The sequence below is a fragment of the Vibrio hippocampi genome (genome assembly GCF_921292975.1).
GTDB classification, from domain to species: Bacteria; Pseudomonadota; Gammaproteobacteria; order Enterobacterales; family Vibrionaceae; genus Vibrio; species Vibrio hippocampi.
Window position 1 is genome coordinate 332,223 of sequence record NZ_CAKLCM010000003.1, and the last position, 22,944, is coordinate 355,166.

General features: G+C 44.7%; 22 protein-coding genes. 11 read left to right on the forward strand and 11 right to left on the reverse strand.

From position 1 onward, the window contains the following. The first annotated feature begins 10 nt into the window (after positions 1 to 10). Together L9Q39_RS14550 and L9Q39_RS14555 are read left to right on the forward strand one after the other, a co-directional pair. A complete protein-coding gene (locus L9Q39_RS14550) occupies positions 11 to 640 on the forward strand; it encodes a cytochrome c oxidase assembly protein (RefSeq protein ID WP_290369162.1) in 630 nt (209 codons plus the stop codon). Next, the gene (locus L9Q39_RS14555) at positions 633 to 1,514 is read left to right on the forward strand and encodes a cytochrome c oxidase subunit 3 (RefSeq protein WP_237485827.1); all 882 of its coding nucleotides are present in this window, start codon (positions 633 to 635) and stop codon (positions 1,512 to 1,514) included. Before L9Q39_RS14550 ends, L9Q39_RS14555 begins: the two co-directional genes overlap by 8 nt. Before the next feature lie 22 nt (positions 1,515 to 1,536). On the opposite strand, the gene L9Q39_RS14560 is transcribed toward L9Q39_RS14555, so the two are convergent. After that, complete coding sequence (locus L9Q39_RS14560; protein WP_237485828.1) at positions 1,537 to 1,761, reverse strand: DUF2909 domain-containing protein; 225 nt, start codon at positions 1,759 to 1,761, stop codon at positions 1,537 to 1,539. Positions 1,762 to 1,786: 25 nt separating this feature from the next. Between L9Q39_RS14560 and L9Q39_RS14565 the strand changes: the two genes are divergently transcribed. The 4 genes from L9Q39_RS14565 (at position 1,787) to cyoE (ending at position 5,445) form a co-directional block, all read left to right on the forward strand. After that, positions 1,787 to 2,662 (forward strand): SURF1 family protein, encoded by an 876-nt coding sequence (locus L9Q39_RS14565; protein WP_237485829.1) that lies wholly within the window; start codon positions 1,787 to 1,789, stop codon positions 2,660 to 2,662. Beyond that, complete coding sequence (locus L9Q39_RS14570) at positions 2,659 to 3,240, forward strand: redox-active disulfide-containing membrane protein (protein ID WP_237485830.1); 582 nt, start codon at positions 2,659 to 2,661, stop codon at positions 3,238 to 3,240. The genes L9Q39_RS14565 and L9Q39_RS14570 overlap by 4 nt, the downstream gene beginning before the upstream one ends. A 70-nt stretch (positions 3,241 to 3,310) precedes the next feature. After that, positions 3,311 to 4,480 carry a COX15/CtaA family protein gene (locus tag L9Q39_RS14575; protein ID WP_237485831.1) on the forward strand — a complete coding sequence of 390 codons (1,170 nt, stop codon included), beginning with the start codon at positions 3,311 to 3,313 and terminating at the stop codon, positions 4,478 to 4,480. After that, complete coding sequence (gene cyoE / locus L9Q39_RS14580) at positions 4,477 to 5,445, forward strand: heme o synthase (protein ID WP_237485832.1); 969 nt, start codon at positions 4,477 to 4,479, stop codon at positions 5,443 to 5,445. The genes L9Q39_RS14575 and cyoE overlap by 4 nt, the downstream gene beginning before the upstream one ends. A 31-nt stretch (positions 5,446 to 5,476) precedes the next feature. Here cyoE and L9Q39_RS14585 read toward each other — a convergent pair whose 3' ends face one another. From L9Q39_RS14585 to L9Q39_RS14625, 8 genes are all read right to left on the reverse strand, one after another. Next, on the reverse strand, positions 5,477 to 6,388 hold the full coding sequence (locus L9Q39_RS14585) for an amino acid ABC transporter permease (RefSeq protein ID WP_237487033.1): 912 nt from the start codon (positions 6,386 to 6,388) through the stop codon (positions 5,477 to 5,479). A gap of 35 nt (positions 6,389 to 6,423) precedes the next feature. After that, entirely contained in the window at positions 6,424 to 7,278 is an 855-nt protein-coding gene (locus L9Q39_RS14590) for a transporter substrate-binding domain-containing protein (protein ID WP_237485833.1), read from the reverse strand. Positions 7,279 to 7,306: 28 nt separating this feature from the next. Further along, positions 7,307 to 8,098: an amino acid ABC transporter permease gene (locus tag L9Q39_RS14595; protein WP_237485834.1), complete on the reverse strand. Its 792-nt coding sequence runs from the start codon at positions 8,096 to 8,098 to the stop codon at positions 7,307 to 7,309. Beyond that, a complete protein-coding gene (locus L9Q39_RS14600) occupies positions 8,098 to 8,820 on the reverse strand; it encodes an amino acid ABC transporter ATP-binding protein (RefSeq protein ID WP_290369163.1) in 723 nt (240 codons plus the stop codon). The genes L9Q39_RS14595 and L9Q39_RS14600 overlap by 1 nt, the downstream gene beginning before the upstream one ends. 363 nt (positions 8,821 to 9,183) lie before the next feature. After that, on the reverse strand, positions 9,184 to 10,623 hold the full coding sequence (locus L9Q39_RS14605; RefSeq protein ID WP_237485835.1) for a hypothetical protein: 1,440 nt from the start codon (positions 10,621 to 10,623) through the stop codon (positions 9,184 to 9,186). 391 nt (positions 10,624 to 11,014) lie between these two features. Further along, entirely contained in the window at positions 11,015 to 12,403 is a 1,389-nt protein-coding gene (locus L9Q39_RS14610) for an ATP-binding protein (protein WP_237485836.1), read from the reverse strand. A gap of 513 nt (positions 12,404 to 12,916) precedes the next feature. Continuing rightward, positions 12,917 to 14,140 carry an HlyD family secretion protein gene (locus tag L9Q39_RS14620; RefSeq protein ID WP_237485837.1) on the reverse strand — a complete coding sequence of 408 codons (1,224 nt, stop codon included), beginning with the start codon at positions 14,138 to 14,140 and terminating at the stop codon, positions 12,917 to 12,919. Further along, the gene (locus L9Q39_RS14625) at positions 14,134 to 14,454 is read right to left on the reverse strand and encodes an MFS transporter (RefSeq protein ID WP_237485838.1); all 321 of its coding nucleotides are present in this window, start codon (positions 14,452 to 14,454) and stop codon (positions 14,134 to 14,136) included. Before L9Q39_RS14625 ends, L9Q39_RS14620 begins: the two co-directional genes overlap by 7 nt. A gap of 122 nt (positions 14,455 to 14,576) precedes the next feature. Here L9Q39_RS14625 and L9Q39_RS14630 point away from each other — a divergent pair, with 122 nt between their 5' ends. The 3 genes from L9Q39_RS14630 (at position 14,577) to L9Q39_RS14640 (ending at position 17,949) form a co-directional block, all read left to right on the forward strand. Continuing rightward, entirely contained in the window at positions 14,577 to 15,587 is a 1,011-nt protein-coding gene (locus L9Q39_RS14630; RefSeq protein ID WP_237485839.1) for an AraC family transcriptional regulator, read from the forward strand. A gap of 221 nt (positions 15,588 to 15,808) precedes the next feature. Beyond that, positions 15,809 to 16,918: a glycosyltransferase family 9 protein gene (locus L9Q39_RS14635; RefSeq protein ID WP_237485840.1), complete on the forward strand. Its 1,110-nt coding sequence runs from the start codon at positions 15,809 to 15,811 to the stop codon at positions 16,916 to 16,918. Then, a complete protein-coding gene (locus tag L9Q39_RS14640) occupies positions 16,918 to 17,949 on the forward strand; it encodes a glycosyltransferase family 9 protein (RefSeq protein ID WP_237485841.1) in 1,032 nt (343 codons plus the stop codon). Before L9Q39_RS14635 ends, L9Q39_RS14640 begins: the two co-directional genes overlap by 1 nt. A gap of 200 nt (positions 17,950 to 18,149) precedes the next feature. Here the strand turns inward: L9Q39_RS14640 and L9Q39_RS14645 are convergent, their stop codons facing one another. Then, positions 18,150 to 18,368, reverse strand: coding sequence for an FxsA family protein (locus tag L9Q39_RS14645; protein WP_237485842.1), 219 nt, complete (start codon positions 18,366 to 18,368; stop codon positions 18,150 to 18,152). A 651-nt stretch (positions 18,369 to 19,019) separates the two neighbouring features. Between L9Q39_RS14645 and L9Q39_RS14650 the strand changes: the two genes are divergently transcribed. Continuing rightward, positions 19,020 to 19,973: a GGDEF domain-containing protein gene (locus L9Q39_RS14650; protein ID WP_237485843.1), complete on the forward strand. Its 954-nt coding sequence runs from the start codon at positions 19,020 to 19,022 to the stop codon at positions 19,971 to 19,973. Between the two features lie 200 nt (positions 19,974 to 20,173). Here L9Q39_RS14650 and L9Q39_RS14655 read toward each other — a convergent pair whose 3' ends face one another. Further along, complete coding sequence (locus L9Q39_RS14655) at positions 20,174 to 20,914, reverse strand: dienelactone hydrolase family protein (protein ID WP_237485844.1); 741 nt, start codon at positions 20,912 to 20,914, stop codon at positions 20,174 to 20,176. Positions 20,915 to 21,296: 382 nt separating this feature from the next. On the opposite strand from L9Q39_RS14655, the gene L9Q39_RS14660 reads away from it, so the two are divergent. Continuing rightward, the gene (locus tag L9Q39_RS14660) at positions 21,297 to 22,679 is read left to right on the forward strand and encodes a GGDEF domain-containing protein (RefSeq protein WP_237485845.1); all 1,383 of its coding nucleotides are present in this window, start codon (positions 21,297 to 21,299) and stop codon (positions 22,677 to 22,679) included. The last annotated feature ends 265 nt before the right edge of the window (positions 22,680 to 22,944 follow it).

Consider the following 22,944-nt stretch of genomic DNA (forward strand, 5'->3'; position numbering starts at 1 on the left):
CGGAGTGGGTATGAGCTTTGATAAACCAGACAGCGAAAAACCAAGCCATAAACGCCTGATTTCTCTGCTTTGTCTCTCGGTAATCGCCATGTTCGGTTTTGGTTTTGCCCTCGTTCCTCTGTACGACATTATGTGCGAGGCATTGGGTATTAACGGTAAAACCAACACGATCTCTGCCGTGCAACCCGTGGGTATGCAGCCGGACAAATCTCGGACAGTGAATGTGGAGTTTATGGCGCATATTAATCCTGACATGCCTTGGTTATTTAAACCCAAAACGGTGACGATGCAGGTTCATCCTGGTGAGGTGGTGCAAACTGCCTATCTTGCCACCAACCTTTCGCAATCGTCTCTGATTGGGCAAGCGGTGCCATCGGTTTCGCCGGGTCTTGGCGCTTCTTATTTCAACAAGATTGAGTGTTTCTGTTTTAATCATCAGCCGTTGCAAGCGCAGCAAAGCACTGAAATGCCGTTGATATTTTATATTGAGCTCGATATTCCAGACAGCATCCATACGCTGACCCTTTCGTACACCTTATACAACCTATCAAGCCAGCAACAGGCGAGTGTGAAAATAGCCCCTTCTTTCGTTTATTTGGCTTTTGCTCAACCACGAGCTTTGGAGAGTCACCATGAGTAAACATCAAACCTATTACGTTCCCGCGCAAAGTAGTTGGCCCATTGTTGGCGCGATTTCTCTGTTTTTGGTGGCGGTGGGAGCAGGGTTAACGGTGCAGCATATGGAGAGCGGTGGAGCAGGCAGCGTCATCGGCGGTGTGGTGCTCTGTTTGGGTTTTTTGGTTTTACTGTATATGTTTTCCGGTTGGATGGGGAACGTGGTGACAGAGTCTCTGTCGGGACTCTATTCCGAGCAACTGAGTCGCTCGTTTAAGCAGGGAATGAGCTGGTTTATTTTTTCTGAGGTGATGTTCTTTGGCGCTTTTTTTGGCGCTCTATTTTATGCGCGTATACTGTCTGTGCCTTGGCTGGGTGGAGCCGACAACAATGTTATGACCCATGAAGTGCTGTGGCCTGCCTTTGAAGCGATTTGGCCGCTAACCACCACTCCGTCAGGCGTTACAACGCAAGCGATGCCCTGGTCTGGGATCCCATTGACCAACACGATTATATTGTTGCTTTCTTCGATTACCTTGCATCTTGCTCACACCAGTTTGGAAAAAAACCATCGCACTGCCCTGATAGTTTGGCTCGAAATCACCATCGTGCTCGCTTGCTTCTTCCTTTATTACCAAGGGGTTGAGTATATTCATGCCTATCAAGATATCGGTTTGACATTGCAGTCCGGAATTTACGGCAACACGTTCTTTATGCTGACGGGTTTCCATGGTCTTCATGTCTGTATGGGCACTATCTTCTTAATCGTATTGTTGGTTCGCATTGCCAAGGATCACTTTACCCCGAAGGAGCACTTTGCCTTTCAGGCCGGCAGTTGGTACTGGCACTTTGTCGATGTGGTGTGGTTGTGTCTGTTTGTTTTTGTTTATGTGCTTTGAGGTGATGATTCTTTAGCGTGACTCAATAAGGGCGAGGGTTAGGGGTCAATACTCCACTTTGTAGGGCAATGATAAGCAGCACGATGACGATGGCGGAAAATAACACTCTACGACCTAAATAATGACTCATAGGTCTGGTTTGGTTGGGGTTATCACGCACCATTTGAAATAGGGCAAGGGCTAAATTGAAGATAATGAACAGTAGCAGTAATACTAAGACCACTTTAAACAGAAACGAAGCTGACATAACAACCCCTTATGCAGTGAAATGGTTGACCGGCCGTTTTTTGCTTGCACTGATATTAACTGTGGGTGTGTTTACTGTTTTGGTCAAACTGGGATTTTGGCAATTAGAGCGGGGCGAGCAAAAACAGCAACTGGAGACCAGCTTACAGCAGCGCCAGAACTCGCGCCCCGTTCCTTTTGCGTCTTTAGCGTTGCGTAATCCTAATCAAGAACCGGCACTGTACCAACGTTGGACGGGAGTGCCCGTGGTCGCCAAGGTGAAACCGCAAGCGACGTTGTTGTTTGTTGATAATCAGGTATTCCGTGGTGAGGTTGGGTATTTGGTGTTGCAATTGGTACAGGTTGACGGTGTAGGCGCGGTGCTGGTTGAGTTGGGATTTGTTCCCGCTAGCCATGATAGACGTGTATTACCTGCGGTGGAGATGATGTTGCCAGTCAATGCTCAAAGTACTCAAGCTATAGATTTACAAAACACAGATTCACAAAGCACAGCTTCACAAAAAACAGCTCCAGAGTTTATTGAGGTAACAGGGCGTCTCTATAGCAAGCAAGTCAATAGTCTGTCACAGCAAGAGATAGAGAGGTTTACCTCAGAGAACAGCGGCGTTGAGAACTTACGCATCCAGAGCTTACGTATCCAGAGCTTACGCATCCAACGCTATCGCATCCAAAGCTTAGATATGGATTCGATATCTGATGCCATAGGTCAACAAGTGATGCATTGGGTGATTCAACCGACGGATAGTCGTACTTCATATCCGCATCCTTGGCAGCCAGTGAATATGCACTCTAGTAAGCACTTTGGCTATGCATTTCAATGGTTTGTTATGGCATTGGTGTTCGCTCTGATGGTGAGCTATGCCAGTGTTAAATGGTGGAAAACAGTAAGGAGAAGACAATGAAGGATCTCGCTCATACTTCAGTCAGCCCAGTTGGCGTTAACCATTCCCCTTGGCGAGGGCGGTTGGTTTTAATCGCGCTAGTGCTGTTTTTTGCTCTGCCCTTTTTGGCGGCGAAAACTATCTTGAGCCAACATTGGTATCAGTCGGGTGTGACGAATAATGGTGAATTGCTCGAACCGAGACTCACCTTTGAGCAACTTAATCTGGATAATCCCTTACAAGGGCAGCAGTGGCAGTTGGGTTTTGTGCTGCCAGTCTCTTGCGAACAGTCGTGTCAACATAGATTATATCTGTTAGGTCAGACACATACCGCGCTGGGTCAGTACCAATCACGAGTGACGCCGGTGGTCTATGTGTTGCCCAATCAGGTTCTGCCCGAGTTGCCTTCCTCTTTCGCAGTGGTCGAGATTAACCGTCAGTTTCTACAATCGGTGCCAAGCCAAGGTTACTTAATCGCTGATACGTTAGGGCAGTTGGTGATGTTTTTTCCTCCTGTGGTTGAGTCACAACAGGTGTCTCAGAGCAAGGGGTTATTGTTTGATTTACGCAAGTTACTAAAACTGTCACGAGTCGGTTAAAGATTGCACCTTATTTAAACACAGTACGTCGATTGAAAAAGCGAGCATCAAAGGGATAACAGGAGTCACCATGAAGTTAACGGTTTTACTCAAAATTAGCCTGATAATGACCCTGATTGTGATTGCCTTGGGGGCATATACGCGCTTGGCTGATGCTGGCTTAGGATGTCCAGATTGGCCGGGGTGCTATGGTCAACTCACGGTGCCCAATTCACAACTCGACATTGAATTGGCGAACGCTCGTTTTCCAGAGAGAGCGGTGGAGCAGAGCAAGGCGTGGCTTGAGATGGTTCATCGCTACTTTGCGGGCACGTTAGGTCTGTTGGTATTTGCCATTAGCTGGCTGGGAATTAAAGTCCACGGCAAACAATTAGGTAAGATATTGCCCGTTAGCTTGAGCTTAGTTATCGTCTTTCAGGCGGCTTTAGGTATGTGGACGGTGACATTAAAACTGATGCCTATTATTGTGATGGCGCATCTATTAGGTGGCTTTACACTATTTTCACTGCTGTTTTTGACCTTGCTTAGACTGCGCCCCCAGCCAACCTATTACCGACCCGTTCCTCGATTTCCCAATATCAGACCCAACAGTCTACAACAATTCAAACCCACCCTGATTCGAGGCTGCAATATGGCGGTGAACACTCGGGTGGCGAGTAAAAGGCTAAAGGCAATATCGCTGTTGGTATTGGTGATGACAGTGGTGCAGATCATGCTCGGTGGCTGGACATCCTCTAACTATGCCGCCGTTGTTTGCTCAACCCTACCGATTTGTGAGGGCAATTGGCCTGCCTATCTGAATTTCAGCGAGGCATTTAACCCGATACAACGTGGCTTTGATAACTATGAGTTTGGCGTACTGGATTATTCGGCACGAATGACCATCCATGTAACCCATAGAGTCGGCGCTATGTTGGTGACGGTGGCGGGGCTTATATTGATTATGGCTCTGTTTAAACATCCTAACCAAAGAGTCAGGCGATTGGGACGCAACCTGTTCGTCATGCTATCGCTGCAAATCGCTTTGGGAATAAGTAATGTGGTGTTTCATCTGCCGCTGCTTATCGCTGTGCTTCACAACCTCGGCGGCGCATTGCTGCTGCTGGTGCTGATTCATATCAACTACCGACTGGCTCGTGCCCGATATACCTTAATGAATAAGCCTGTCCTGACTATTGTTTCTGATGATCATGAACTGTCGCCAATCGCATTGCCTGATAACAAGGAGAGTTTTGTATGAGTCGAACTAACACCGTTACTCAAAATCTAGCTACTCAAAATCTAGCTACTCAAAGCCTAGCTACTCAAAACCCGGCGACTCAAAGCCTAGCCGCAAGCTCGACCTTTAACTGGCGGCTCTATCTGACGTTAACAAAGCCAAAAGTCGTGGCGCTGATGATTCTTACCGCGCTGGTGGGAATGTGTCTGGCGGTGCCGGGCGCGTTACCTTTGCAGCAAAGCATACTCGGTCTTTTCGGAATTGCCTTGATGGCTGGCTCAGCGGCGGCCTTTAATCATTTGATCGACCGACGTATTGATGCGGTGATGGCGAGAACACATAAACGACCTCTGCCGAGTGGCCATCTCGATGTTATGAGTGTGGCTTTATTTGCTACGACATTAGGTGTGGTTGGGTTTGTAATCTTAGTTTTCGGGGTCAATGCGCTCACCGCTTGGCTGACGTTTGCAAGCCTTCTAGGTTATGCGGTGGTGTATACGCTGTATCTTAAGCGTGCTACGCCGCAAAACATCGTGATCGCTGGCATTGCCGGTGCAATGCCGCCATTGCTCGGTTGGACATCGGTGACGGGAGAACTTGACGCCAATGCTTGGTTGCTGGTGATGATTATCTTTATCTGGACGCCACCTCACTTTTGGGCACTGGCGATTCATCGGCGAGAGGATTATGCCAAAGCGGATATTCCTATGCTGCCCGTGACTCACGGTGTTGAATATACCAAGACGTCCATTCTGCTCTACACCATATTGCTGGCATTGGTGTGTCTGTTACCCGTACTTGTGGGCATGACGGGCATCGTCTATTTGCTGGCGTCAACCAGTTTAAGCGCTGGGTTTATTTACTATGCATGGAAGCTCAAATACGCCGCCGATGCGATGACGGCCATTCAGACCTTTAAGTTCTCCATCATTCACTTGATGTTGTTATTTGTTGCGCTGCTGGTGGATCACTATATCGCCATATAGTGTTTGTTCGTGTTATTAATTTATGTAATGGCTAGTGATGATTAAGGTGTTGATTGCTCTTGATCTCAATGCGTCTGAACAGACGCGACAGCAGATAACAGGCAACAAAATAACAAGCACCAATAATCAGCCAAATTTCAAAGATTAAGCCTGAGGAGTTGGCGATCTCTGTTCCGACAAATGTCATTTCTTGAATGGAGATCAGTGATACGATAGAGGTATCTTTGACTAACGAGATACTTTGCCCAGCCAGTGCCGGAGTAATCAGCGCAATCACTTGTGGACCGATGACGTAGCGAAATTGACTCCAGCGAGATAAGCCTAGCGAGTGTCCTGCTTCCCATTGCCCTTTTGGTAGTGCGGTTAATCCAGCTCGAACGATCTCGGCAACGTAAGCGGATGACAATAAACCGACACAGAGCACCCCTGAGAGTAGATTTTCCCAAAGAGCACTCGGTCCAAACAGTATTTCCTGCATCATACTGGTTGATTGAGAGTACTCGCGCAAAATAGATTGCAGACCCAGCAAGGGAATCAGCTGATTAGAAATAAAAAAGTAGAAAATAAAAATAAACACCAGTGGCGGCATATTGCGCACCAGTTGCACAAAAATATTGGCAGGGATGTTTAACAGCGACAGTCGTGAGAATTTGGCGACGCCCAGCGCAGTGCCTAACAGAAGCGCCAGCATCATTCCCCAAAGGCTTAAGCGAAGAGTCGCGATGATGCCTTGAACAAAATAAGGCAGCGAGCCGTCAGCCTTAGCGCTAAACAGTAAAGTAACGGCATCATGCCAACGCCATTGATAATGAATACCTGCTGATGACCGATAGACCAACCAAGCGATAAAACACCCCACAACAACGAGTAGAATGCTATCCAAAGGTTGCCATTGGTATCGAGGCTTTTGATAGTCAGTTTGAGTATTTCTGGCAGTTGGCATCATGACCTTTACTGTCTATAGGATTATATTTCAGGCTACTGACCACTCGCAATTTGGTCTTGCCAATCTAAAGAAGAGAACCAATATTCATAGCGTTGCTGCAACCAACCATCCTCGGTGCGAGCTTTTATCCATTGGTCGAAGAAGGCTTTTTTATCCTCTTCACCTTTGCGTACCGCAAAGGCTTCATTACCTTGTGCCAGTCTTTCTGCAAATGGCAAGAACAGCACATCGGCGTGTTTGACTGTTTCATGTTCCGGTTTAGGGCTTGAGGCAATCACCGCATGCGCGTTGCCATTCAGCACTTCTTGGAAGGCTTGTGCTTCATCATCAAATTGTAAGATGCGTGCTTTCGGGAAAGTTTCTCTGGCGACTTGCACCGTCGTAGCGCCACGTCGTGCCGCGATTTTGATGCGTCGAGAATTGAAATCATCAAAGGTTTTGAAGTCACCCGCCAGTTTTTTGCTGGCCGCAACTTGTACACCCGAGTGAGAATAAGGTTCAGAGAACAGTACGCTTTTTGAACGCTCAGGGGTGATAGATAATCCACCAATAATCACGTCAAACTTCTGTGCCAGCAGCGCAGGAATTATGCCATCCCAAGCCGTTGGTACGAACTCAACTTTCCAGCCGGAGTCTTGTGCAAGACGGGTGGCGACATCAATCTCAAAACCAATCAGGTCACCTTGTTTATCGCGCATCGCCCAAGGAACAAAGGTTGACATGCCGACTCTCAGTGTTCCTCTGTCGTTAATTTTATCCAGATTTGGTGTCTCGGTTGCCTGTTCCGAGAGAGCTTGCGCTGAGAAAGCTTGTCCCGAGAAGGCTAATAACAATCCCAATGTTGAAGCTGCGAACGCCTTGGCGGCGGTTTTCCATTTCCTGATCATTGTGGCTCCTTAGATAACAGTGTTTAAATTATTGATGCGCTTGTTGCATACGATGTTCTAACCACGCAGAGAGCGCCGATAGCGTCAGTGTTAGCACTAAATAGATCGCCGCCACGGTAAACCAAATCTCAAAAGGCATCGCGGTTTCTGAGACGATGTTTCTTCCTTGCGTAGTTAAGTCAAATATAGCCATCACACTGACAATTGAGGAGTTTTTTATCAGTGACACCACTTCATTGGTGAGAGGCGGTAGGGTTTTACGGATCACTTGAGGAAGAATCACGTCCCAGTAGGTAAAGACCGGAGTGAGACCTAACGTTCTACAAGCTTCAAACTGACCTTTAGGGATGGAATACAACCCTGACCGCAACACTTCCGCGGTGTAAGCCCCTTGAAATAAGGCCAACGCCAATACGGCGGTAGCAAATCGATCCAGACCTATCATAGGACCGAAGACAAAATAGAGCAGATAAATTTGCACCAAAAGTGGCGTGTTACGAATAAGTTCGATATAGACGTTGGCGATAGCCCGCCCAACCATCGAGGTGCTATTTTTCAATAGTGCCGCGGTCAATCCGAAACAGAGTGTCAAAGCGAGCGAAGCCGCACTGAGTTGCAAGGTGACCAGAGTTCCCTCTAAAAGCTCTGCCGGCCACCAAGTGCCATCTTCGTAGAAAGCGAAATAGTCAGGGACACGTTGCCATTGCCATTGATAGCCCATGGCTTGTGCGCCCTCATCCAAGACAAACGCCGCTGCCGCGATAACGAGGGCAATTTGCAGCAGTGCCGAAAGTATCGGCTTGAGTAGTTTCGCGATCATCAATGATTTAAGATCTTGTCAAGAAACGCTTTGGTGCGAGCGTGACTGGGTTGATTAAATATCTTGTCAGGTGTCGCTGATTCGATGATTTGTCCTTCGTCCATAAAGATGACCCTGTCTGCTACCTTATTGGCAAATCCCATTTCATGGGTGACACAAATCATGGTCATTCCTTCTTGCGCCAATTCAATCATCACATTTAGCACTTCACTGATCATCTCAGGGTCGAGTGCCGATGTCGGCTCATCAAATAGCAGGATTTGTGGTTGCATACAGAGTGAGCGAGCGATGGCGACGCGCTGTTGTTGCCCACCGGATAATTGTGACGGGAATTTATCCGCTTGATTGGCGATCTTTACCCGTTTCAACATGGTCATGGCTCTTTGTTGAGCTTCGGACTTGGAGAGTTTTAGGGTTCTCATTGGCGCGAGAGCAAGATTATCGAGAACAGTTAAATGCGGAAACAAATTGAAGTGTTGAAACACCATTCCGACTTTACCGGGTTCGATTTTATTGGAACCGACGGGGTGATTTAATACCTGAATATCACCAGAGTTGTATTGTTCAAGCCCGTTGATGCAACGAATCAGCGTCGATTTTCCTGAACCAGAAGGACCGCACACGACGACGATTTCGCCTTGGGAAACCGATAGTTCGATGTCTTTCAGTGCTTGGAAGGAACCAAACCACTTGTTGACTTGGTGAAATGTAATTGCTTGCAAGTGCTACCTATTGACTGACGACTGTTATCAAGCTTGCTTCCTATCACCCGATTGTTTTTTCTAGGGTTACAGGTGAGCGCTGACGTTAGAATTATGTTGATACAGTAACAATATCGTTGCGTTGCCTCAAGCATTTGTAGGTGCAATTGTGTCAGTACGCTTAGGTTGTGTTTGTATGCTTAGGTTGTGCTGTGGCTCAATATATGAAACATACATAAATTAAATGAATAGCAGAGTTGGCTCATTTGAGTAAACCATGAGGAATAGTCGAATTTGCGCATCCCGAATTACCTCTAAAGCTTACTGTGTGAGGTAATTGGGGAATAGAAGAAAGCATTGACTGCAATTTGTTGTCACCATTGATTACTTAATATAAGACTGGACGCAGATACCAATCCCGGATTTTTGCAACCTGATGAATTGTTTATCAGTTACCCTAACAACACCGTGATTAGACGTGGTGAAGTTATATTTGGACAGCACGAGATCGAGTGAATCGTTGTGCATCAAGTCGATATATTCTTCCAATGTAGCCAATCTACCTACTGACATTGACTCACAATGTTGACTATGGGTTTCATGAAGCAGAGGGGCAGTCTGTTCATCAATAATAAGGTGATAGACCGTATCCCCTTGTTGCAAAATCAAAGTGTAATCCAGTTCTAGATAGCTCGAAGCGTCTGTTATCACATCGGTCGATTCAGATGGAAACAGAGGTGAGGGTTGTGGGGTGGTTGCGGGATCGCTTTTCTGTTGATGTGAAGGAGTTAAGTCGGGATTAGAGGACGTTTTGATTGCAGGCGACACATCCTGTGTCTCAACTTCCACCGCTCTATCTTCAATATGGTATTGATAGGTATTACCCGCGATGACCTCTTCAATAGAAGACTGAGACTGACCTTGGTAACTCGCTAAAATACCGTGTGAACCTGTTGGCAAGGAGATTGAGACATGCTCACCTTCTCCAACTTGTTTACCGTTAATAAACCATTGTGCAGGCACGTTACTTTTTAGGTAGACAGTCACCATATCAAACGCGAACTCTTTGTTAAGTTGTTGGATAACCTTAGGGTTTAACACCGCTTGTGCGATATATTCAATCTGGTAACTTAACGCACCGTTGAGATTTAAGTTCGCATCAATAATATTGAATTCAGTGAATGAACTGCGACTCGTCAGGTAGAGATCATCGTTTATGATTTGTCTTTTGATTTGAGGCTCAATCTGGTTGATGCATTGATGAACCGAGTCATTTCTACCGCAAGTTGTGCTACCGGAATAGATTTCACGGATCCGCTTGTTGGCAATTTGTACTTTAAGACGGGAAAGGACTTGATTATAAAGCTTCATTAAGTCGGTGCGTTCACGTTTTCTTAGCTCATCTAAGGTGTCATATTGCGCCAAAATGGTTTGGTAACTTTGTTGTAAGTCGCCATAGCCAGCAATTGTTTTATCGAGCTCGGATTTCTCTTTCAGTACTTGATTAATTTGAGTGGAAACTTGCTCAAGATTATTTTCATCAGACTCGACGTAGGGTTGAGTGACCAATTTGGTTAACTCATGAGCTAAATGGTTGGAACGTTCCTGATCATTGGCGAATTGCCATACCTTCGCATTGTATTCTGATAACTCTTGATTGATAAGACGGTATTCTTGTTTTACATGATAGCTTTGTTGGATATCAATGAATTGCTGTCGTTCTTGCTGAGACATTAGGTTGGCGTAACTTCGAACCGAAATAGAACTCAAGAATAGTAATAACGATAGGGTGAGTAATGCTTTGCTCTTTGCCTCTATAGACATGCTACGTTCATTCCTTGCTGGGATTTATCCAAACCTGTATTCAATTTTTAAACTGTATAAACAGATAGTGAGATATTTGCGCAGAAGACTTTTTAACTCTAACCAATGCGCCTGACATATAGGTCATTCAGATTAAGAGATGATAAAGCAATCAGAAAGTCGTTGTATGTAGGAACAAATGGACATATGCCCATGTATGGGCAACGTGTGCAACAGAGCGGCTGAAAAATTGACTTTTAATTCAGTGACTGGTCACTAGGTAATCGCTGAGTCGTTGTTTGAGTTGTGACGAAAAGAGCCCTATTACTCATGAAGCGAGTAATAGGGTTTATGGCAGGAGTGCGCTAAATCGAATAGAAGAAGTACAATCTGCACTGTAGTTGATCGATTTTTACTTAGTTAAATACCTGTCAATAAGATAGTGAGGAATGCTCAGTAAGCGACAGGTGTATACTCGGCTTTCGTCAATATCACCGGCCTTGTTCTTGGGCTCAATACGAATATCTTCAAACTCAATATTCTCGGAATAAACCCTTACTGCCTGTGTGTATTTCTTAGATTCAAGCATGACTCTGAGTGACTTCATCTTTCCAGACTTTCCAGACTTGCATTCAATAGGGATAACCACGCCATTTCTTTCAACTAGAAAATCCACCTCAGCTTTACCTGTTCGTGATGGGTTCTCCCAGTGGTGAAGTGAACCTGTCTTATAAGGCAAGGAGTTCGCCTGTATAGACTGAGCAATATATTGTTCTGCGATATCACCGTTGCAGTCAGAATTTATATCTTTAGAGGAATAAACTTGAGTTAATGGAACACCCATGAAGGTATAACATAAGCCGATATCGAGCCCAAAAAGCTTATACGACTTTAGATTTACAGATGTGGATAGCGGTGGTGTGTTTTCACCCGAGTGAAAGCTCATACGTATAATCTTAGCATCACGTAATACATCCATATGCTGCCTGACTACCTCTGCCCGAAACCCTTCCGCAATTTTGCTGTATGACAGTGAATTACTCGGCTTACCATAAACTGACTTCATCACTCGCTCTAGTAACTTAGGATTGAGCTTTACCCCCGCAAGCTCAGAATATTTGGGCAAATCCTCAATATAACCTCTCAAGATGTCAGACTTAATCTGATCAATCCTTCTTGGGCTCTCCTTATTAACACTTGCTTGAACCACTTCTGGTAAACCTCCAGAAACCAGATACTCCCTAAACAATTTTGAATATACAGAGTGAAGGGATTCAGGAAGTGGCTCATCAAAACCGATCTGTTGATATCGGTTGTACGCAACTTGATTTGAAGCCTCTAAGTACTCACTAAATGTCATAGGCTCAAGATAGGCGTACTCAACTCGCCCAGTTGGTCCCTGCGCGCTCTCAGAGCGATGAATCTCTAACTCAAATAGGCTTCCAGATGCAATAATCTTGTATTCGGGTGCCAACTCGTAGAAATAGCGAAGATACGGATATAAGTCCACTGACTCCTGAGCCTCATCGAAAAAGAAAATCACATTTTCAGGTGACTCAGAAATGCCGTGTTCCAACAAAATTAACTCAAGGACATCACGAGCCTTAGATCTATCCTTTAACATCGACTCAAAGCTATGGCTATCCTCTAGGTTTATTTCCACCAGTGTAAGGCCAAGTTCGCTAGCGAGCATACGCACCAACGTGGTCTTACCGACTTGACGCGCCCCTCGAAGAACTAATGGTTTTCGATTGGTTCTATTAGCCCATTCGATCAAGTGATTCATCATCGTTCTTTTCACGTTACACCCCATTGCAATCTTTTAGCTGGTGTTGGTTTATATGTCTGAATAATAGAGAAAACCAAGATGAAGCGCAATCCTTGGTGGTTTTTTACTAGGGTTTTTTGGTGCTCGAATTGATATTTTACTAGGGTAGTTAATGGTATTAAATGATAAAATACTAGGGTTATATTGTGATAAACATGATTTTTTACTAGGGAAGTGGCACTGAAAGGACAGGCACCCCATAATGATCCGAGCCAGAAGTCAGCAAGTTTGTTTAGAAGCCACACCTTACAATCATCGCGTTTCCCGCTGTGTTCGCCGAACACATTCCTATGCGGTTATGATGAAAAATCACAAATAAGTTATGAGTATCCGACGGGGCTGGATAGAGTCCAAAGTTAGAGCGCTAAGCCAAGCTTCCTGTATCGGCATCTGTGCCTTGCGGTGAAGTGTAGGGGTTGTCTTGGATGCAGTGAAAACAACCCTATTACTCGTGGGGTGAGTAATAGGGTTTAAAGAGCGAGTGCGTTAAATCGAATAGAAGAAGTACAATTGAGACTTCATTCGCAGGATAATGCCTCGGATAACATCAAGGAATGCCAAGAACCCGACAGGTTTCTCGCCACTAATCCATGCCAATCCAACAGAGCCAACAGGAATATCGTAGCCTTCGGTTTCGTGGATTTTTAAACGAACAAAGTGGTGTTTGTTATTGACGTTCTTACCCGTGGTTGCTCGTACAGAATCATCAAACCCTAACAATGTACCTTGCGATTCACCGGTCGCCTCTACAATGCCTTCTACTTCTGCCGAGAACACATGTCCAGGATAAACGGAAGTAGAAAACTCTGCTGCTTGTCCCGGTTTCACGTTGCGTATCGCTTGATGGTTAACTCGCATCAAAACGTACTTTTCATCGGTATACATCTGGATACGCGGCATCGTCGATAAACGTTGACCTTCGCGCAGAATGAAGTTGGTCACATAGCCATCGGTAGGTGCATAAACCTTGGTGCTATCTAATTCCCATTTCGCTTTTTCGACACCTTCTTGAGCAGAGCGTAAGTCGATAACACGATTGTCGACGGTCATTTCTGATTTAGCGATGTTGAGCTTTGATTTATCAACATCGACTTTGAGCTTATCAAGTTCCGCCTCTATTTGCGCCACATTGTGAACCGCAATATCGACCAAGCTTTGTTGTTTGTCGATGTCGCTTTCAGTAATGGTGTTGCTGACCGCTGAGTTCTGTTGTTGATAGCGCTTAAGCATTTTTTGTTGCAACTGCAAATCGACTCGTGCGGATTGCAATTGGCTCTCTGTGGAGGTCACGCTCTTTTGCATCGCTTGGTAGCTTGCTTGCGCAATTTGCACATCGCCTTTCGCGCTATCAAGAGCGACTTTTGCTGCATCATTAGCGATTAACGCTTGCTCATAAGCAATCTCAAACGACGTCGGGTCTACTTCATAGATAAGCTGACCTTTTTTGATTTTTTGGTTGGGTTCAATGTGCAGCGCAACAACCTTACCCTTTACATTTAAAGAATCAGGGCGCAGTTGAATATGCGGAGATTGCACTAAGGAGCCTCCGGAGAGATCCATTGGCGTATAGTTGATCAATCCAACCCAAACAAACATCAACCAAGCAACGCCACCGATGTAAGCAAAGCCCTTAGAAAACTTGTTCCAAGGCATGCCGATCAAGCGCAAAAGATAAATAAATAGAGCCCATACCGCTAAGCCTTCTAACATGATTTATCCTCCTTCGGTTGTGGCGTTGCTTTCCAGATATCTCGTAAGTGAATAATGGCTTTTTCCATATCAACGAACGCGATAATGACCGCGAGAACCCATACCCAGTGCCATATAAAGCCAATCCATGTTAAGGCTGTAATCAATCCAAGTTGATTATGTTCGCGGCTATGCGCTTTATTGATCGGTAGCTCATGGATACGCCAGAATCCGTAGACTGCGGCGACAACGCTGGCAATTAGTACCACACCAGACACAATATGCAGTGCTGTGTCTGCGCCAGTACCAACAAATGGAACACTCAGTAAGCTCATGTTTTACCTTTATTAATTTTTCGAGGCGTTGATTCTAGCGATACGGTGAATAAAGGTTTACAAATTGATAGATTTCATCAAAAATTAAGGCAATTTGATGTTTTTAGTGTTGCGGGTGATGTATGTTTACCAATGTGAATTTTGTGAGAACCATGGGAATACAAGGATTATTCTCAGAGTTACAAAGTACTTACTCTCTAACGAGTGATGAATTAGGGATCCCTAAGTCAGTGTTGGATAACCCCTCGACGTTAATTCCTGTCTCTGTTCTTAATGATTACTATCGAGAATTAGAACTGAAAACAGGGGACCCCGATGCCGTGCTCAATTTAGTCAGTCAACTCAGTCTTGAACGACTGGGTTCGTTAGGGCGTTGGTTTTTATCAGGCCATGATCTTGCATCAGCAATACGTCGCATTAATTTTGGCATTACCTGTATTCAGTCCGGTGCTATTTTGGCGGGTGAAATGGCAGGGCCGCTGGCTAAATGGACCTATAAAAATGACTCTATCGATTCAGATAACAAAGTGCATGAAGGGATTAGAGTCGTCAATTTTATGCTACGAACCTTGAAGCATTATCTTGGAGAGAACTATTCTCCAGACCGCGTTTGCCTGCCTGGAAACCGAAGGAATCATGCTAAGTATCAGGCTTATTTTGGCTGTGAGGTAGAGTGGAATCACGACCAAGCCGAGATTTGGTTGCCAAATAAAATGCGGTTACAGGGCAACAAAGTGCCAAGCGTAGAGGCCTCTAAGCTCGCGATGAGTTTCTCAGACCTTGATCGATTTCTCAACATGCCCGATCCCAACGACTATGCCAAGGTGCTGTACGAGACCATCAATTACAGTCGACACTTTGGTTTACCAACATTAGAAAGAGTCAGTGCCTTATTGGGGTTATCCGAGCAACAATTGCAGCGTCGGTTACATAATTTGGGTCTTAACTTTAGTTATGTGGTGGGTTTTGTCTTGTCGGGTGAGGCTGTGATTCAAATTACTGCGGGTATTTCGGTTGAGCAGGTGGCTAAAAATTTGGGTTACAACAATGTCACCAGCTTCGGAAGGATGTTTAAAAAGTACCGAGGCGTGACACCGGCTCAATATCGACGCAATGTCATTACTGCCTATTAAGTGATACGGTATGCTGATAACGCTCTAAATGACAAATAAAGCTGTTTATGGAAAATAGAGCGCTTAATGGCAAATAGAGCTCTTAATGGTAAATAGAGCTGTTCATGAAAAATAAAGCTGTTTATGGCACAATGCACCTTAAATTCGCTGAGCAACCTTACTGCCTATGTTTAACGTAAAACCTGTGTCTAACGTAAAAACTATGTTTAACCAAAAAAACTATGTCTAACGAAAAAAACTATAAAAAGATCTTATTACTCGCCAACCACTGTATCGGTGACAGTTTGTTTGTGACGACTTTTTCTCGTAGCTTGCGTGCACGTTATCCTGATGCTCAAATTGATGTATTAGTGGATACGCGCGGTAAAATGGTGTTTAGCACTAATCCGGATGTGTCTAATGTTATTTCGCTTTCTCGGCGTCCTAATGTTAAGGAATGCTTGGGTGTTTTACGTGAATATGGTCGCTATGATTTGGTGGTTAATGAACGCCAGAATGATCGCCCCACGCTCTATAGTTTTCTATTTGGAAGAGAGCGCCTTGGGGTTCTACCTAAACCTCCCGCCGTCGCCAAATTTCGCCGCAAGATCAACACCCACGCCATTTTTGAGCATGGTAATAGAGAGCATAGAATGAGCCGTATGGCGAGAATGCTCGAGGCGATCAATGTGCCTGTCGTGCCCAAATTAGTCTCTCCTTACGAAGCCATTCCCGAATCCGTTTTAGCGAAATTACCGAAAAAATATCTGGTTATACACACACCTGCTTCAAATGAGATAAAGCAATGGTCGGTCGATTATTGGGTTGAAACCATTAAGCAATTGATCGCGGCAGGATATAATCTGGTACTGACCGGGGCACCTGGTGGGCGCGATGCCAAGATTGTTGGTGAGATTGTCGGTGAAATTGCTTCTCAGTATGGAGAGCACCCGCAGTTGTTCAATTTAATTGGCGAGCTGACACTGGCTCAAACGTCGGCGTTGATTAAAGCAAGCATGGGCTTTGTCGGTACAGATAGTGGTCCCGGTCATTTGGCATCGAGTTACAATGTACCGATTATTTCCATTATTAGTGTTGCAGCGGCGAGTGAGTGGTCTCCTTGGCCGTATGAGCATCCTATCGATGGCAATAAAAACCTATGGAGCAACCGTATTCCTGTGAAACAGGTGATCGGTAATGTGACGGTTTTACAGTCTGATAGAGACTGTGTTCCGTGCTCAGGTAATAGTTGTAAGATAAGCGATGATCTACATTCACCCTGCTTAAACGACATTACACCGCAACGTGTGGTTGCTGCCGTGTTAGATGCTGTACCACTAGAGAACCATTGATGATAAAAGCTTCCCCTAATTCAATTTGCGTATTAAGGCTTTCTGCGATTGGTGATGTCTGCCACGCATTGGCAACAGTGCAACTGATTCAACGTACTTATCCGGACACTAAGATTACTTGGATCATGGGAAAGATAGAGGCGCAATTACTCGGTGACCTACCGGATGTTGAGGTGGTTGTTTTTGATAAATCTCAGGGTCTACAAGGGATGAAAGCGGTTTGGCGTCAGCTAGCGGGTCGCAAGTTCGACTATTTGCTTCATATGCAGGTAGCGCTGCGTGCCAGTGTTTTAACGCTTGGGATCAAAGCTAAGGTTAAATTAGGCTTTAGTTGGAAGCGCGCCAAAGAAGGACAGTGGTTATTTACTAATCGCAAGCTACCGAATAGCCATTCATCTCATGTTTTGGATAACTTTGCCGATTTTGCGGGCTATCTGGGTTGTCAGGTCACGGATCCGAGTTGGTTTATTCCCACGGAACCCTCGCCATTACCACTGCAGGCAACGCCTTACGTGGTGATCAGCCCAGCAGCGAGCAAGGATGAGCGCAACTGGCTGAGTGAACGCTACGCTGCGATAGCGGATTATGCGGTTGAAAAAGGCTATCACGTGGTACTGTGTGGCTCACCAGCAGAGCGAGAGCGCAAGTTGGCGTTGGATATTGTTTCTCAATGCCGTGAAGACACTCAAAAGCAGTTAATTGATCTTGTGGGCAAAACAAATCTAAAGCAGCTTTGCTCGGTATTGAAACAGGCAGAACTCGTTATAGCGCCGGATTCAGGTCCCGCACATATTGCCACAACGCAAGGGACACCTGTGATTGGACTTTACGCACATAGTAACCCACAGCGAACTGGACCCTACAACTCATTACACTGGGTTGTGTCGGTTTATGATCAAGTTGTCCAAGAACAGTATGGTAAACCCGTTAGTGAGCTTAAATGGGCGACAAGAGTTAAAGGTAAAAACTTGATGGAAAGAATTACGCTCGATCAGGTTCAGAAAACCTTTGATGCTATCGTTGACAACTAGTCATCATTCCGCGATTCAATCAGTGATAACGAACAACCCTAGCAATCAAACGGCTAGGGTTGTTTCATTATAAGAGTAATGATTGCTGGCGTTAGTTTTGGCGAGGTTAATGTTGGCTGTCTTAGCGCTGGCAATGTTAGTACTGGAAATGTTAGTACTTACTGTCAATGCTAGTACTAGCAATAGTCGCACTGGAAATATTAGTTCTGACGATGGCGAGTTACGTCTTCATATTCCCCTTCGAGCGTTGTCCCCGATTGCGATTGGAAAGGGCTCTGTGTTTGTTTTTTTAGTTGTTGCTTGATGCTTTTACCGGCGATAAGCGCCGCGATTGTCAATGGAATAGCCAGCAGCAAGCTAAATATCATGGTAAATAGACCAACAAAAAGTGCGGTGATGGTGACGAGTAACTGTCTCATGATCTTTGACCTCTTGAGCGGTGGAGATAAGAGTAACGTGAATCGAGATAAGGGTATTTAATAAGACATTGCCAAACAATACTAAATCTGTAACGAAACTCCTTTAGACTGCCGTTACAATAATGCGATTAACATGAACCAAACATGAATGTGTTGGAAATAATTGATCGTCCAAAAAGAAAAAAAGCCACTTGAATAATCAAGTGGCTGAAAAATATGTGAACAAATTGGTTCACTAACAACGTCAGTTGGCTAGGTGACCTTCTAATAAATTAGAGGGTCGACTCTAATAAAGCAGACATCGTGCCAACATTGGAAATGTGCAGTTACAAGTCATCACTTTTATACATATTATTTTATATGGAACGTAAAAACAGCGAAAACTAACGACTTTGCTGAGGTCGGTCGGCGAATGATCGCCAAAACCCTGACCATACCTCGATACCTCCGGGCTTTCTAAAGTTAAAATATCGATAAAGTTACGCTTAATTCGCGATATGCAATTCGCATATTGCAAAAATATTGCTTAATGCGACTGATATATTAATCATTATGAAACAAAAAACACGAGGAAACCGCACTTCTTGAGTGGATTATTAATTTGAAGTCAGCTAGCTTTATAACACTGAGCATGGATGGAGATGTATCTATATGCAACCTGCGCCGATTCCACAGGATGATGAATCCCGCATCAGAGCAATAAGGCAACTGAGGATATCCCAACAGTCTGAAGAGCGTTTCGACCGTATCACACGTTTAGCCAAGCGAATGTTCAATGTGGACATGGCTCTCGTCACTGTTATTGATAGAGATACTCAATGGTTTAAATCTGTCATGGGCTTTGAGGGCACTCAAACAGGACGCGATATCTCTTTCTGTGGACATGCGATTCTTGGCGATGAACCCTTTATTGTTCCTGATGCTTCAAGAGACCGTCGATTTTTTGATAATCCACAGGTTGTTGATGAACCTAACATCCGCTTTTACGCTGGGGTACCGCTTAAACTGGCACAAGGTTTTAAAATAGGAACCCTGTGTATTGTCGACAGCCGTCCGAGGCATTTCTCTGATCAAGACGTCTCTGACTTAATGGATTTGGCAAACCTTGCTGAAAGTGAGTTGGCGGCAAATCTGGATTCAACGATTGATGAATTAACACAGATTTCAAATCGACGTGGGTTTATCACGCTGGCTGATAAAGTCATTCAAAATTGCCGCTTCCGCACCGAACCTTTTAGCCTAGCGCTGTTTGACTTGGATAAGTTTAAATTGATCAATGATAACTTGGGGCATAGTGTCGGAGATGAAGCGCTCACGACCTTTGCTTGCTTATTGACGGAAAATTTTCGAGATTCCGATGTAATCGCCAGAATCGGTGGGGATGAATTTGTCGTTTTGATGTCGGGCACGACGGATATTGAGGCTCAGACGCCGCTCTCTCGCTTTGAAGAGCATGTCAGTCAATTTAATCGTAACGAAAAGTCTTCGTATGAATTGAGCTATAGTGTTGGGGTTGTCTGCTGTTCGCCGTTGGAAGAGGTCAGTCATCAAGATATGCTGCAGCGCGCTGACCAAGCGATGTATTTGTGTAAGCGTAGCCGTTAAGTAAGCGCTGCGGTTGACTGAGTCTTTGTCCCATTTTCTGCGACTCGCTAGTCTAGTAGGAAGTAGGAAGTAGGAAGTAGGAAGTAGGTATTTTTCCAATAACCTCGTTGAAAATAAAATGGGAGTCAGGTGAAACTGGACTCCCATGGGGTTATATCTGTACTGGTTTTACTCTGAGTCGTTGATATTGAAACGAAGAATTACATGGTTTTCGCTTCAAGGAAGGTTTTAAAAGCGTCCCATGACTTTTTATCCGCATCTTCTCTGTAGCGAGGAGAGCCGAACACAGTAAAGGCATGCGGTGCTCCACCATAAGTGATCATCTCGTGACCCAATTCAGTCTGTTCAAGTTCTACCGCTAATCCCGCAAAATCTTGCATGGTGATCGCCGTATCGGCAGTACCATGTAGGACAAGGATTGGGGCTTTGGTTTGTTGGTAGTTTTGTCCTTCCGGTGTTTTTAAACCGCCATGAAAGGTGACAAAACCGCGAGCATTCATTCCTGCACGCGCTGATTCAAGTACCGCCGCGCCACCAAAGCAATATCCCATCACCACCGTGTTATCTAGGTTACCCCCTAGTTTGCCCGCTTCTGCTAGGCTCCCAGCCATAAGCGCTTGCAGTTTTGCTCTATCTTTATAAAGCTCGCCAGTATGCTGCTTTTTATCTTCAACCTTAGTCGGGCGTATATCTTGACCAAATAGGTCAGCAGCAAAGACGTTATAACCGAGTTCATTCAGCATTTCTGCACGCTTTTCTTCATACTCAGTTAGACCATCCCAATCGTGGATGAGCAGTACAAGCGGCGCGGTGTCACTGACTTTTGACCAGTATCCCTCATATTTTTTTCCGTTGACATCATAGACAACATGCTCACCTGCAAAAGCGGCAGAGCTAAGTAAACAAGCACCGAGTGTAAATCCGACGAGCGTTCTATTCATGACCTTTTCCTTTTGTCCGTTTTGAAAACTAACTTACTGTATGCAAAGGATAGTATGGTTAAAACAAAAAGGGTTGAAAATACGAATAATTATCACAAACTTGCCGAAAAAACAGACAATGAACCAAAGCCATCGCCATCGAGTGTCGAATAATTTTTGAGGGAATTTACCTGCCACAGGCAAGTCATTCTCGCTGTACCTCAAGTATCGGAGTAACTTAGGTATAATTTATTGAGTTATTGATAAATTTGATTATCTTGTCGGTAGTGGCTAATATCTGCACTCGCTATAAAATAGTGTTGAGCGGACACGGCGCTTTGCTGATGTCGTTTTATTGGTTGTAGAGTACGTTCATCGGGCAAGTTGGCCTATTTATTGATTTATGCAAATACCTTTTTTACGAATCGTCATCATAGCAAGCAAGGCTGCGATTATCTCTTTGATCCTTTATAGCGTCATGCTATATCAGTGGCGAGATCAATTAGTTAAGAGCGAGGTGACTAAGTTCAACCTTGTGACGAGTTCGTTAGAAGAGCATAAATCCTCTCTTTATCTGCTTGGCGCCATGTTTGAAGCAGAAATCGTGGCAAACTATGATAAAGAGATCACCCTCCCGTCACACACTCTTGGCGAAACCTATCGTTTACACCCTGATTCACTGCTGACGCAAAGTGAAAAAATCCTCTATGTAAAATCACAGCCACTGTTTGTCAATTTGCCATCGCTAATGAACGGTGACAAAACGATGCTCTATTACCGTTCCTATGAAGGGATGAAGATTTTCACAAGTCGAGCCTTTAAATACAGCGATATTAGCCGTGCTGAGAATTTTGCTCAGAAGATGTGTTTGGACAAAGGAGGCTGTCAACGGTTTGCTTTTCAAAAGCCGAATGGGCATCGTGAAATTTCCATTACCCACAGCCAGTCTATTAATAATGAACAGGCAGTGATCACCATTTCTACGCCAGTCTACTACCAGAATCAGATGTTAGGTGATCTCAATATCGATATCTTACTTGATCGCTATCCGCTTCTGGCTGATAAGCAATTTAGATTGCAAAAGCTTCAACGTGGCAAAGAGGCACTCATCATTGAGGAGCCAAGATACTTTTTAAACAATATCGCCTACAGTCAACCTTATAAGATCGACGAAGACTTTGAGCTTCGCTACCGTATTCCCTATGGCAGTGTCGTGACCAAGACAATGTGGATTTTCTGTCTTATGGTCATGGGTGGCTACTTTATCATCTCCAAATTTGAGGAGTTACAGTCAAAGCGTGAAAAGCTCCTTGAGGCTGAGATTGCAATCAGTAAAGATGAGCTGACAGGTTTATATAACCGAGCAATTTTGCGTGATGCGAGCCTGAAATATGCGATTGAAAAGAAAGGCTTGGCGATTATCGCAATCGATGGTGATGGGCTCAAAGTGATTAACGATACGTTTGGACACCATGCTGGTGATGAGGCGATTGTCTATATTGCAGACACGATGAGATCCTGCTTTAGAGAAAGCGACTACCTCATTCGCAATGGGGGCGATGAATTTTTAGTCTTGCTGCCGGGTTGTACCAGTGTTACCGCTCGACGCCTAGCTCAGAAATTAGCTCGCCAAGTTGGCGCACAGTCTTTTGGCAGCGAGTCTATCCGAGTCGACATTAGTTTTGGTGTTAGCCAGATACGTGAACATGAGTCATTAGAGATGGCGATCAAGCGCGCAGACGAATCGCTTTACAAGGATAAGCGAGACAAAAAGGAAGGGTTCTAGTCCATTACTTTCTCTATCTCCACCACGATTGATTTCCTAGTCAGTGCTCTTCTTTAGCTGGCTAAATCACAAAAACTGGCTAATCACAAAATGCCCTACTGCAAGATTTACCACTCATAGACGCGATTTAACTTGCTAGTGCTACTCAAGCCTTGCTGCGCATATTTACCTGATTATAAAAATAACCATCTGATTTTAAATGATAACATCTCATCACAGAGCGAAATTCGCTTCTATGCTGGTGTGTTATTTAATTACTTTATGG

Bases quoted from the DNA above. Each gene is read 5' to 3' on its own strand.
- L9Q39_RS14575 (WP_237485831.1), top strand. From the start codon at position 3,311: ATGAAGTTAACGGTTTTACTCAAAATTAGCCTGATAATGACCCTGATT.
- L9Q39_RS14590 (WP_237485833.1), bottom strand. From the start codon at position 7,278: ATGATCAGGAAATGGAAAACCGCCGCCAAGGCGTTCGCAGCTTCAACA.
- L9Q39_RS14640 (WP_237485841.1), top strand. From the start codon at position 16,918: ATGATAAAAGCTTCCCCTAATTCAATTTGCGTATTAAGGCTTTCTGCG.
- L9Q39_RS14660 (WP_237485845.1), top strand. From the start codon at position 21,297: ATGCAAATACCTTTTTTACGAATCGTCATCATAGCAAGCAAGGCTGCG.
- L9Q39_RS14560 (WP_237485828.1), bottom strand. From the start codon at position 1,761: ATGTCAGCTTCGTTTCTGTTTAAAGTGGTCTTAGTATTACTGCTACTG.
- L9Q39_RS14570 (WP_237485830.1), top strand. From the start codon at position 2,659: ATGAAGGATCTCGCTCATACTTCAGTCAGCCCAGTTGGCGTTAACCAT.
- L9Q39_RS14635 (WP_237485840.1), top strand. From the start codon at position 15,809: ATGTCTAACGAAAAAAACTATAAAAAGATCTTATTACTCGCCAACCAC.
- L9Q39_RS14550 (WP_290369162.1), top strand. From the start codon at position 11: ATGAGCTTTGATAAACCAGACAGCGAAAAACCAAGCCATAAACGCCTG.
- L9Q39_RS14595 (WP_237485834.1), bottom strand. From the start codon at position 8,098: ATGATCGCGAAACTACTCAAGCCGATACTTTCGGCACTGCTGCAAATT.
- L9Q39_RS14585 (WP_237487033.1), bottom strand. From the start codon at position 6,388: ATGCCAACTGCCAGAAATACTCAAACTGACTATCAAAAGCCTCGATAC.
- L9Q39_RS14620 (WP_237485837.1), bottom strand. From the start codon at position 14,140: ATGTTAGAAGGCTTAGCGGTATGGGCTCTATTTATTTATCTTTTGCGC.
- L9Q39_RS14605 (WP_237485835.1), bottom strand. From the start codon at position 10,623: ATGTCTATAGAGGCAAAGAGCAAAGCATTACTCACCCTATCGTTATTA.
- L9Q39_RS14645 (WP_237485842.1), bottom strand. From the start codon at position 18,368: ATGAGACAGTTACTCGTCACCATCACCGCACTTTTTGTTGGTCTATTT.
- L9Q39_RS14655 (WP_237485844.1), bottom strand. From the start codon at position 20,914: ATGAATAGAACGCTCGTCGGATTTACACTCGGTGCTTGTTTACTTAGC.
- L9Q39_RS14625 (WP_237485838.1), bottom strand. From the start codon at position 14,454: ATGAGCTTACTGAGTGTTCCATTTGTTGGTACTGGCGCAGACACAGCA.
- L9Q39_RS14630 (WP_237485839.1), top strand. From the start codon at position 14,577: ATGTTTACCAATGTGAATTTTGTGAGAACCATGGGAATACAAGGATTA.
- cyoE (WP_237485832.1), top strand. From the start codon at position 4,477: ATGAGTCGAACTAACACCGTTACTCAAAATCTAGCTACTCAAAATCTA.
- L9Q39_RS14555 (WP_237485827.1), top strand. From the start codon at position 633: ATGAGTAAACATCAAACCTATTACGTTCCCGCGCAAAGTAGTTGGCCC.
- L9Q39_RS14650 (WP_237485843.1), top strand. From the start codon at position 19,020: ATGCAACCTGCGCCGATTCCACAGGATGATGAATCCCGCATCAGAGCA.